Source organism: Salinispora sp. H7-4, assembly GCF_013416675.1.
Lineage (GTDB): Bacteria > Actinomycetota > Actinomycetes > Mycobacteriales > Micromonosporaceae > Micromonospora > Micromonospora vitiensis.
In genome coordinates, this window is sequence record NZ_JABZED010000006.1 from 66,566 (window position 1) to 77,449 (window position 10,884).

At 67.7% G+C, this 10,884-nt stretch carries 10 protein-coding genes and 1 pseudogene; 4 read left to right on the top strand and 7 right to left on the bottom strand.

Going from position 1 to position 10,884, the window contains the following annotated elements; translation table 11 throughout:
• Window positions 1-163 precede the first annotated feature (163 nt).
• On the top strand, window positions 164-2,305 hold the full coding sequence (locus H0524_RS25575) for a cellulase family glycosylhydrolase (protein ID WP_180197855.1): 2,142 nt from the start codon (window positions 164-166) through the stop codon (window positions 2,303-2,305).
• An 86-nt stretch (window positions 2,306-2,391) separates the two neighbouring features.
• Here H0524_RS25575 and H0524_RS06590 read toward each other — a convergent pair whose 3' ends face one another.
• The 6 genes from H0524_RS06590 to H0524_RS06615 all read right to left on the bottom strand — a co-directional run bounded on the left by H0524_RS06590 (window position 2,392) and on the right by H0524_RS06615 (window position 7,589).
• A complete protein-coding gene (locus tag H0524_RS06590; protein ID WP_180197856.1) occupies window positions 2,392-3,300 on the bottom strand; it encodes an alpha/beta fold hydrolase in 909 nt (302 codons plus the stop codon).
• Between the two features lie 143 nt (window positions 3,301-3,443).
• Entirely contained in the window at window positions 3,444-4,289 is an 846-nt protein-coding gene (locus H0524_RS06595) for a helix-turn-helix domain-containing protein (protein ID WP_180197857.1), read from the bottom strand.
• 25 nt (window positions 4,290-4,314) lie between these two features.
• Window positions 4,315-5,451, bottom strand: a complete 1,137-nt coding sequence (locus H0524_RS06600; protein ID WP_180197858.1) for a cytochrome P450 — start codon at window positions 5,449-5,451, stop codon at window positions 4,315-4,317.
• Between the two features lie 186 nt (window positions 5,452-5,637).
• Window positions 5,638-6,069: an RNHCP domain-containing protein gene (locus H0524_RS06605; protein WP_026322979.1), complete on the bottom strand. Its 432-nt coding sequence runs from the start codon at window positions 6,067-6,069 to the stop codon at window positions 5,638-5,640.
• 19 nt (window positions 6,070-6,088) lie between these two features.
• The gene (locus tag H0524_RS06610; RefSeq protein WP_180197859.1) at window positions 6,089-6,472 is read right to left on the bottom strand and encodes an RNHCP domain-containing protein; all 384 of its coding nucleotides are present in this window, start codon (window positions 6,470-6,472) and stop codon (window positions 6,089-6,091) included.
• Between the two features lie 358 nt (window positions 6,473-6,830).
• Entirely contained in the window at window positions 6,831-7,589 is a 759-nt protein-coding gene (locus tag H0524_RS06615) for a DeoR/GlpR family DNA-binding transcription regulator (protein ID WP_180197860.1), read from the bottom strand.
• Window positions 7,590-7,649: 60 nt separating this feature from the next.
• Here H0524_RS06615 and H0524_RS06620 point away from each other — a divergent pair, with 60 nt between their 5' ends.
• Together H0524_RS06620 and H0524_RS06625 are read left to right on the top strand one after the other, a co-directional pair.
• Window positions 7,650-8,912, top strand: a complete 1,263-nt coding sequence (locus H0524_RS06620; RefSeq protein ID WP_180197861.1) for an MFS transporter — start codon at window positions 7,650-7,652, stop codon at window positions 8,910-8,912.
• 135 nt (window positions 8,913-9,047) lie between these two features.
• Window positions 9,048-9,572: an ArsI/CadI family heavy metal resistance metalloenzyme gene (locus tag H0524_RS06625; RefSeq protein WP_180197862.1), complete on the top strand. Its 525-nt coding sequence runs from the start codon at window positions 9,048-9,050 to the stop codon at window positions 9,570-9,572.
• 115 nt (window positions 9,573-9,687) lie between these two features.
• Here the strand turns inward: H0524_RS06625 and H0524_RS06630 are convergent, their stop codons facing one another.
• Window positions 9,688-10,230, bottom strand: a complete 543-nt coding sequence (locus tag H0524_RS06630) for an N-acetyltransferase (protein WP_180198054.1) — start codon at window positions 10,228-10,230, stop codon at window positions 9,688-9,690.
• Between the two features lie 243 nt (window positions 10,231-10,473).
• Here H0524_RS06630 and H0524_RS24505 point away from each other — a divergent pair.
• Window positions 10,474-10,884: pseudogene (locus H0524_RS24505) on the top strand (right-handed parallel beta-helix repeat-containing protein); the annotation flags it as partial.

Here is a 10,884-nt window from a genome sequence, read left to right on the forward strand (position 1 = left end):
CCGGTGACCGGAACAGATCAGAGTTGATCACGGCCAGACCCGCACGACACTTGCCTGAAACAAGTTTTCATCAACTCTTCTCGATCTCGAAGCGGCATGGTTACATCGGTATGTGCCGTTGGTTGGAGCGCTCCCAGGGCACACCGAGACAAGGAGGTAAGGCATGAGACGCCTGTTCCAGGCGCTGACCGTACTGGCGGTCGCTGCCACCGCCGCGCTGGTCGCCGCAGCGCCGGCCCAAGCCGCGACGATCTGCGAGCAGTACGGCACCACCACCATCCAGGACACGTACATCGTCCAGAACAACCGTTGGGGCAGCGCCGCCGAGCAGTGCATCGACACCACCGACAACGGCTTCCGGATCACCTCACAGCAGGGATCCACCTCCACCTCCGGGCCGCCGCTCTCCTACCCGTCGGTGGTGCTCGGCTGCCACTACCAGAACTGCTCGCCCGGAACCAACCTGCCGGCGCAGCTCAGCCAGGTCAGCAGCGTCCCGTCCGCAATCAGCTACGGGTACGCGGGCGGCACCTACAACGCCACCTACGACATCTGGATGGATCCGACTCCGAAGACCGACGGAGTGAGCCAGATGGAGATCATGATCTGGTTCCACCGGCAGGGCTCGATCCAGCCGATCGGCGGCCCGGTCGGCAACACCACGGTGGGGGGACGTAACTGGGAGGTCTGGCAGGGCAACAACGGCGGCAACGACGTCGTCTCCTACCTCGCACCGGCGACCATCAACAGCTGGTCGTTCAACGTCAAGGACTTCATCGACGACGTCGTGGCGCGGACCCAGGTCACCAACGACTGGTACCTGACCAGCCTGCAGGCGGGCTTCGAGCCATGGAACGGCGGCGTCGGGCTGGCCGTCAACAACTTCTCCGCCGAGGTGAACGTCGGAACGAGCCCCCCACCCCCACCGCCGCCGGGTGACGGCGGCACGATCGTCGGCCAGGCCAGCGGACGATGCCTGGACATCCTGGACCTCGGCACCGCCGACAGCACCCCGATCCAGCTCTGGGACTGCACCACAAACTGGAACCAGCTCTGGAGCCGTACCGGCAACACCTTCGTCAACCCACAGACCGGCAAGTGCCTGGACGTCTCCGGCGGGTCCACCGCCAACGGCGCCCGGCTGCAGCTCTACACCTGCAACGGCACCGGAGCCCAGAGCTGGCAGGTCAACGGCGACGGCACCATCACCAATCCGCAGTCGGGCAAGTGCCTTGACGCGGTGGAGCAGGGCACCGGCAACGGCACCCGGCTCCAGATCTGGGACTGCTTCGGCGGTGGCGGCACCCAACCCAACCAGGTCTGGACGGTCGACGGCGGCAGCACGCCCCCACCCCCGGGCGACGACCAGACCCCGTTGGCGATCAACGGCCAGCTGTACGTCTGCGGTGTGAACCTGTGCAACCAGTACCACCAGCCGATCCAGCTACGCGGCATGAGCACCCACGGCCTGCAGTGGTTCAACAACTGCTACAACGACGCCTCGCTCGACGTGCTGGCCGACGAGTGGCGGGCTGACCTGTTCCGGATCGCCATGTACGTGCAGGAGGGGGGCTACGAGACCAACCCGCCGTGGTTCACCAACCGGGTCAACGAGCTCGTGGACGAGGCCGAGGAGCGCGGCCTCTACGCGATGATCGACTTCCACACGCTGACGCCGGGCGACCCGATGTACAACCTCGATCGGGCGAAGACCTTCTTCGCCGCCGTCGCTTCTCGCAACGCCGACAAGAAGAACGTCATCTACGAGATCGCCAACGAGCCCAACGGGGTTGGCTGGGGCACCATCAAGAGCTACGCCGAGCAGGTCATCCCGGTGATCCGGGCCAACGATCCGGACGCCGTGATCATCGTCGGCACCCGTGGCTGGTCCTCGCTCGGCGTCTCCGAGGGATCCAACGCCGACGAGGTCATCAACAATCCGGTCAACGCCAGCAACATCATGTACGCGTTCCACTTCTACGCCGCGTCCCACCAGGACTTCTACCGCACCGAGGTGCAGCGTGCGGCGGCGACACTCCCGCTGTTCGTCACCGAGTTCGGCACCGTCGACTACACCGGTGACGGTGGGGTCGACGTGGGCAGCACCAACGCCTGGATCAACCTGCTCGACCAGCTGAAGATCGGCTACGCGAACTGGACCTACTCCGACGCCAACGAGGGCAGCGGAGCGTTCAACCCCGGAACCTGCAACAACGGCAACTTCTCCGGGACATCGAACCTGACCGCCTCCGGCAATCTCCTCCGCAGCCGGATCAGCACCCCCGACAACTTCCCGACGAGCTGACCTCGGCCTGACTCCGGTTGACTCGTGGCCGGCGGCGGGAAGCTTCCCCCAGCCGCACCCGCCGCCGGTCACGTCGGTGCCGCTGGCTACCCGCGCTGGGCCCGGACCGGGGGGCGGGGCGCGGCCAGCGTGGGCGTCAGCGCGGCGGCGACTTCTTCGGCGAACTCCTCGTGGACGAAGAGTTTGCCCCGCCGCACCTCGTGCAGGCGAACGTCACCCCGGAAATCGGACATCATCGCGCGGGTCCAGGCCACCGGGAAGTAGGGGTCGTCGGCGCCCCACACCAGCTGGACGGGAACGGTGATGCGGGAATGCAGGCCAGCGAGAGCGTCGAAAGCCGAGAAGTCGAAGTTCCGGGGGAACTGGCCGAATGCCCAGCGCAGATCAGCGCTCTCCCTGAGGGGCCGCAGGAAAAACTCCGCGAAATCTCCGTCCAGCAGTTTTCGGTCCTGGAAGGCGTCGCCGAGAACGAACCGGTTTCGCCGCAGTAGCCGATTGTTCAACGCCACCGTGAGTAGACGCTCGAATCCGGGTAGGTGCCGGGTGGCGAACAGCAGCGAGAGGCGCCAGTGGGCCCCCTGCGGCTGCTCGGTGTCGATCAGACCCCAGGAACGGACGCGAGGATCCCCCGCCAGGGCCCATCGCGCGATGAGCCCACCGCTGTCGTGGCCAACAACCGCCACATCCTCCAGGGCAAGGTGGTCCAGCACGCGCCGTACCGCCGCCGCGTGCGTGGCGACATCAATGCGAGCGGTCCGGTCGAATTGGCTGTCGCCGGCCCCAACGAGATCAATAACGTGGCATCGAAAGCGCGGAACGAAAAAGGGAAGCAGGCTACGGAACGTTGCCCCGCTGACCGGCCATCCGTGCACGAAGAGCACGTCTGGCCCTGCCCCAACACTGCGGACCGCAACCCGACCTTGACCCACATCAATGAGGCGTTCTGGCCGGGCACGGAAGAGATCGGCGGCCTGCGCGACGGTAAAATCAGGCATCGATACACTCCTGTCGACATCGGGTGGCTAGAGCCACCGGAGGAGAGCACGCCCGCCGCTACCGCCGGCAGCACGCTCTTCATGACTCGACAGTGCCAGCCCAATAACACCCTGTCGATTACCTGCAAGGTAGTGAACCCTTTTCAGCGGGAGCGACCGCCGCGCGGGGCACAGCGCCGGCTTCTCAGTTCTCGCGCGGTCTCCTCGTCGGCGGGATAGAACGACTCGATCGACAGCTCGGAGAGGGTTACGTCCAATGGCGTACCAAAGGTTGCCACCGTGGTGAAGAGGTTGAGCACTCGGCCGTCTCGGCGCAGTCGCACCGGCACCACGATGTCGTTGGCCATCGGGCCGACGACATGAGCCTCACCGCCGGGGTAGCCCCGCAGCTCCTCCTCAAGGTCGGCCAGATCGGGGTCGCCACTGAACTCCACCTGCCGGCTCAGCCGGTGCAGCAGGTGCCACCGCCACTCACCCAGGTTCACGATGTGTGGGGCCAACCCAGCCGGATGCAGGCTCGCCCGGAGGACATTCGCCGGCGGCATGAGTAGCTCGGGTGCCACCAGTTCGGTGAGCACCGACAGGCTCTCGTTGGCCGCCACCAGGTTCCAACCCCGGTCCACGACGACGGCAGGGTACGGTTCGTGCCCGTCGAGCACCTGCCGAATAGCAGAGCGGATGACGGTCATGGGCGGAGCGTCCAGCGCGTTCTCCGAATAGACCGGCGCGAACCCAGCGGCCAACAAAAGCCGGTTCCGCTCCCGCAACGCCAGGTCCAGCCGATCCGCCAGCTGCAACACCATCTCCCGACTCGGCGACGACCGGCCAGTCTCCAGGAAGCTGAGGTGTCGGGTGGAGATGTCGGCCCGGATGGAGAGCTCCAGCTGGCTGAGTCGGCGCCGACGACGCCAGTCCCGCAGCATCACCCCAACGGCCGGTCTCGTCATGGTCATCCCAGCATCGTCCGTCGCCGACTTCTCGCTGTCCATTACCTGCGAGGTAGGGCCCGCTCGGTTACCAGGTGACCGGGAGTTCGGCGGGGCCGTGCGTGCGGAATGTCGGCCGCCACCGGACCGGCGCCCCGGGTACGGCGAGCGCCAGGCTGGGCAGCCGCCGGGCCAGTACGGTGATCGCCTCCTCGGCCTCGACCCGGGCCAGGGCCGCACCGAGGCAGAAGTGGGGGCCGTTGCCGAAGGCCAGCCGCGCGGAGCTTCCGTCCGCCCCGCGGGTGGCGGCGGCGATGCTCAGCAGCACGGTGTCGCCGGCCGGAATCGTGGCGCCCCCGATGGTCATCTCCTCGGTGGGGAAGCGACGGATCGCGACGGGTGCGGGCGGTTCGAGGCGCAGCGTCTCCTCGATCGCCTCGGAGGCCCGCACCCCACGGAGGCTGCCCTGGTCAAGTAGGCGCAGCACGGTCGAGGCGATCAGGTTGGCGGTGTTCTCGTACCCGGCGAACAGGATCAGGAAGGCCAGTGAGGTCAACTCGTCCCGGGTAAGCCGGTCCCCCTCCTGCTCGGTGGCGACCAAGGCGCTGAGCAGGTCGTCACCGGGTCGCTGTTGTTTCGCCTCGATCAGGTTGACGACGTAGCCGTGCAGTTCGACGACCGCCTGCCGGATGGCGTCCCGGTCCGGCGGATAGCTGGTGAGCATCGTGTCGGTCCAGGCCCGTAGATCGGTGCGCCCAGCTTCCGGTACGCCCAGCAGGTCGGCGATGACCTGGACAGAGAGCGGCGTGCAGTAGCCGGTGACCAGGTCGACGGGGCTGCCCGTGGCGAGCACCGTGTCCACGAGCTCTTCGGCGGTTCGTTGGATCCGGGGACGCAGTGCGGCGACCCGTTGTGGGCTGAAGGCCGGGCCGACCAGGCGGCGCAGTCGGGTGTGATCGGGTGCGTCCAGGTTGAGCAGGTTCGCGTCGAGGGCCGGCGGCAGCGCGAATCCGGACCAGCCGCCCCGGCTGTGCTTTCGGTTGAGGGCCAGGCGGGGGTCGGCCAGCGCCCGGGAGACCAGTTCCGGGCTGGTGACCAGCCAGGCCAGTGAGGTATCCGGCAGCAGCACCTGATGCACGTCGCCGGTCTTTCGAAGCTGGTCGTACTCCTGCCCGAGCCGCGCGCCGGAACGGGGAATCGGGGCCAGCTGTTGGTCTTGGGACATCACGCCAGGGTAGCGGCGATCCGCCGGCAGTCCGAAGTGGCAGAAGGTCGGCCGGCGAGCGGACGTGGTGGTGAGGGCTCGGCGAGCCGAGGTGGTGGTGGGCGCCCGGCGAGCTGAACTGGTCAGCTCAGCTCGCCGAGCCCCACTCCGCCGACCGACCTCAGCGGTCAGGTGCCGATCGGCCGATCACGGTACGAGAAACATGCGCCGGGCGATGCCGGGATCCCGCAACGGCTTCACCGCCAACCGTACGAGGATCAGTGCGTTGTCGTCGCCGGCGATCCGGTTGGCACTGAGCTCACCGCAGGAGCGACACTGGTGAATGATCATCCATTCACCGTCAGACCGCACCGACATGCTCAACGCTTCCATCCGGCCGCGACAGCTCGCGGCTCGGTCGCCCGGGATTCGCCGGTCCACGTGCAGACTGGCCAGGCAGTTCGGGCAGTGATTGCGGTGCGTGGTGCCGGGCGCCTCGGACGACACGTCCAGCCGGCAGCCCACGCATCGGAAGTCGTTCGCCCGATGCCCACCCTGGCGGTGGAGAACGTCCTTGTGTCGCTGTGGCCGCCGGTTGGCCCGCGCCCGCCCGTGCGCGCTTCTGCTACGCCTTGGCATCGTCGAAACCTCCAGCTGTTCAGAGGTCGCCGAAGGTTTCGAGCGGAAACGGGGGCTGTGCCAGTGGTCGCACGGCGATACGCATCAGGATGAGCTGGTTGTCGTCGGCGCAGATGGGGCTGGAGGTCAGCTCATCGCAGCGTACGCAGCGGTGGATGACCATCCAGTCGCCAGTGCGGAGCACGGCGATGGCGATCGGCGACATCCGGCCCTGACAGTCACTGGGACCGCCCTCGACATGATCGTGAACGTGCTGGGAGTGCAGGCAGGACGGGCAGTGATTGCGCCGGATGCCGTCTGCGGCAGCAGCGGACACGGTGAGGCCGCACCGAACGCAGGAGAACGTGTCGATTGTCAGGATGTTCTGCGACGTACGAGAGAGAGTCTTCTTGGTGTTGGACACCCGGGGTGCTCCTTGCTGAAATGTCGGTAAGGACAGCAAGAGCAGGCCGAGCAAGCCTCGCCTCGACCCGTCGTGGCATTCGCACGCCGGATGGGTGGCTGGGTCAGGCACCGGAAGATAACGTCCGGTCACGTACCGCTCGGAAGGAGCGGCATCGGGAAAACGGACTACTGGACGGTGCAGCGAGGCGCGCTCGGCGCGGGCTGGATCATAAAATCTCTCTCCCCAGGGCAGCGGCCCAGAGCAGGGTGAACGGAACTTCGTCAGGGTAGACAGCCCACACCGCCGCTGTCACCCGGATTATCGAGCACCCAGCGCATCCCCCACGAGCTGGGCCCACGGGAGACCGGCTCACAGATCACACCTGGCGTACGGCCACACCAAGGGCTTTCAGGGCGTCCACCTCCTCGTGGGGGGCGTCGTCAGTGGTCACGACGGCGTGCAGCGCAGTGGCGGGAGCGACCAGGGCGAGGGCGGTACGGGAGAGTTTGGCCGCCTCGGCTACCACGATGACGCGGTGGGCCGCGGCTATCGCGGCGCGCTTGATCGCGGCGTCAGCCAGGTCGTACGCGGTCAGCCCGTTGGCGGCGGTCAGGCCGCAGCAGCCGATGACCGCGGTGTCGAAACGCAGCCCGGCGAGGGATGCCTCCGCCAGGGGGCCGGTCAGCGCCAACTCTCCGGGGCGGGGCTCCCCACCAGGCAGGAGCAGCCTCAGTTGGGGTGCGCCGACGAGGGCGTTGGTCGCGTGCAGGGACAGCGGCATGACGGTCAGGCGGCGGCGGGCCAGTGCGCGGGCCACCGCGAGGCAGGTGGTGCCGGCGTCGATGACGACCGCCTCACCGTCCGCGATCATCTCGGCCACCGCCGCGCCGATTCGTTGTTTGACCTCCACACCGTCGTTCGCCCGAAGCGCGAACGGGGGTTCCTCGCCGCGCAGCAGCACGCTTCTGGCCCCGCCCCGGTAGCGCTCAAGCAGGCCCTGCTCGGCCAGGAGCTCCAGGTCGCGGCGGACGGTCATCTCCGAGGTGCCGGTCTGCTCCGCCAGCTCCGCGACGCTGAGCTGGCCGGCCCGGCGTACGGCATCGGTGATCTGTCGGTGTCGGTCCACGCTCGCCATCCCCCCATTGAACACTAATTTCGTTCAAATTTCGAGATCCGAACAAAAAAACTGTTTGCTATGTTCACTCTCATGTTTGAATCGCTACGGGCGGCCCGGCTGGCCACCTTCGCCTACTTCACCCTCAACGGCTTCATCCTGGGGATCTGGGTCGTCCATATCCCGGTCATCGAGCACCGGGCCGGCATCAGCCACGCCACACTCGGCTGGCTCCTGCTACTCCTCGGTGCCGGCGCCTTCGTCGGGATGCACGTCGTGGGACCCCTCACCGACCGCTTCGGCGCGCGTCGGATCGTCCCTCTGAGCGCTGCCCTGTGCAGCGCGACGCTGATCCCGCCCGCCTTCGCTGGGAACGCCGGGACACTGGGCCTGGCACTACTGGTGCTGGGTATCGGCAACGGCTGCCTGGACGTCAGCATGAACGCCCACGCGGTGCAGGTCGAGGCCGGCTACAAGCGCCCGATCATGTCCGCGTTCCACGCCATGTTCTCCGTCGGCGGCGTCCTCGCCGCGCTGGCCGGCGCGCGGACCCTCAGCTGGGACTGGAGCCCAACCACCACGCTGACCACGGTCAGCCTCCTCGGCCTGGCAGCCACCGCCGTCGCCGCACCCGCACTGCTGTCGTTGCCGACGAACACCGGCGCGCGGACCCCAGCCAGCACCACCGGGAGCCGCCGGACCAAGACTCCCCTGCGCATCTGGGCGCTCGCCGGACTCGCACTGATCCTGATGCTCACCGAAGGCGTCGCCAACGACTGGAGCACGTTGTCCCTGCGCGACGCGTTCGACACACCCGCCGCCACTGCCGCGCTCGCCTATGGCGCCTTCGCCGCCGCCATGACGATTGGGCGCTTCCTCACCGACACCATCGCCGCCCGCTTCGGTCCGGTGGCCATCGTCCGGTACGGCTGTGCGCTGGCCGCGCTCGCCCTCACCACCATCGCGCTCGCGCCGTCGATCCCACTCGCTCTCGCCGGATGGACGCTGCTCGGAATCGGTCTCTCCGGCGCCATCCCGCAGCTCTTCAGCGCGGCCGGTCACGCCGACCCGGATGCTGCCGGCACCAACGTCTCCCGCGTCGCCGGCCTCGGCTACCTCGGCATGCTCGGCGGACCCGCCGTCATCGGGCCGCTCACCCAGCTGATGCCCCTGAACTACACGTTCGTCCTGCCCGCGATCCTCTGCCTGGTCGCCGCGCTCGCGGCCCACGTTCTTCACCCCCGAGAGGGAGAGCCCCGGCTCGACGTCGAGGTTCCGCAGCCGGTCACGGCCCGATCAACAGCGAACGGGCCCGGGGCACCGCAGAGCGGGAAGACTATTTAGATAAGCCTCTAGGTTGACAGTCTTCAAATCAGGGGGCAGACTAGAGCTTGCTTCGAGAAACATCTAGACAGCGAAGCCGGCGTCGCAGCACCCCACGCCGACAACCAGATGATCGAACCCAGCAGGAGGAAAACCATGTCCCGGGTACAGCTCGCGCTCCGCGTCTCCGACCTCGAAGGTTCGATCGCCTTCTACTCGAAGCTGTTCGACACCGAGCCGGCCAAGCGCCGCCCCGGCTACGCAAACTTCGCCGTGGCGAACCCGCCGCTGAAGCTCGTACTCCTGGAAGGTGAGCCGGACCAGGCCACCGCGCTGGACCACCTGGGGGTCGAGGTGCCGGGCACCGACGAGGTAGACGCCGCGACCCGTCGACTCGCCGACTCCGGGCTCACCACCCTGGAGGAGCAGAACACCGAGTGCTGCTACGCGCTCCAGGACAAGGTCTGGGTGCACGGCCCCGGCAACGAGCCGTGGGAGGTCTACACCGTCAAGGCCGACTCCGACCAACTCCAGAAGGCGACCGAGAGCGATTGCTGCACCCCGGCCGGGGCGAAGGCGACCGAGGGCGCGTGCTGCACCCCGACCGGGGCGAGCGATTGCTGCACCCCGACCGCGGCGAAGGAAACGGTGGGCAGCGGCACCCAGGCGGGCTGCTGCTGACTGCCGGTACGCATCGCGGCAGTGACCGCCGGCGCCTCGCCCAACGACCGCGCCGGCGGTCCTGCCTCGCTCAATGCCGCCGGTCCCGCCGAGGTGGTTGGGGCCGGTAACCCAGTCAGCCGGACTGCCGCATGATCCAGGTGGGCAGCGGCTCCTCGAAGGTGCTCGCCACCTCCCAGCCGGCACGCCGGTACATCTCGACGTTGTCGGGGTTGCTGGTTTCCAGGACCGCCGGAAGACCCGCTGCGGCGGCGTGCCGCAACCCCGTCGCCATAACCGCGTGGCCCCACCGACGACCCATACTCTCGGGATGGGTGCCCAGGACACTGAGGTACCAGAAAGGTTCTGCCGGCACCGCCGCGTCCATCGCCTTGTGGAAGGCATCGAAGCGACTCAGCGCCTCGGCGGGGAGGTGAGTGGCGAGAACGCCGTCCAGTTCCTCGCCCCCTGCCCCCGGCGCCTGCCAGATCGCGACCGCCGCTCCGCGCTCGATCGTCCAGATCGTTTGCTGATGCACCTGCTTGTCGAAGAGGTACCCGAAGAAGACAGTGGCGTACTCAGGGTAGGTCGCCTGGTCGGGAAAATAACATCGCAGCAGGGGGTCCTTCTCGAAGGCGGCGACAAGTGAACCGACGACCCGCTCACGGTCTCCCGGCATGGCAACGGTGATCTCAGGTGCTGTCACGGGATGCAAAGCTACCGCAGCTCAACGCGACTACCCGGCACGTGTAAGCAGGCTCGCATCTCGTTTGGGGGTCTTTATTCGTATATCTGCTGCTTAAGCGCCCTATGACGGATTTTACTCGGGTTGGTTGCCACCTACCTGGTAGCCCGAGGAGCGCCACACCGCACCGCCCTGGGCGGCTCCTCGTCCGTAAACGGGGAAGGACACCGGAGCGCGATGAACCATCAGCACCACCAACACGAACCGAGCGGGCCACGTCCACGCCGCCCAAAGCCACGATGGTGGGCGCTCGGACTAGCCGGGATGACCGGCTTGGCCCTCACCACTGTCGGGGTTGCCGCCGCCCCCGTGGACGCTGCCCGGCCTTTCCCGACCAGCGCCGAGGACCGCCCCGGCAAGACCGCGGACCGTCCCGGGACGCCGGAGACGCCCGCGACCGGCGGGCACCGCGGCAAAACCGACGAAAAGAGCAAGGGCAAGAAGGCACCCAGGGGCACTCCCGTCCCCTGCGACACCGACAAGCTGATCGCCGCGATCACCCTCGCCAACGCCCGCGGCGGCGCCACCCTCGACCTCGCCAGCAAGTGCACCTACCTACTCACCGCCATCATCGACGACGCCGGCCTC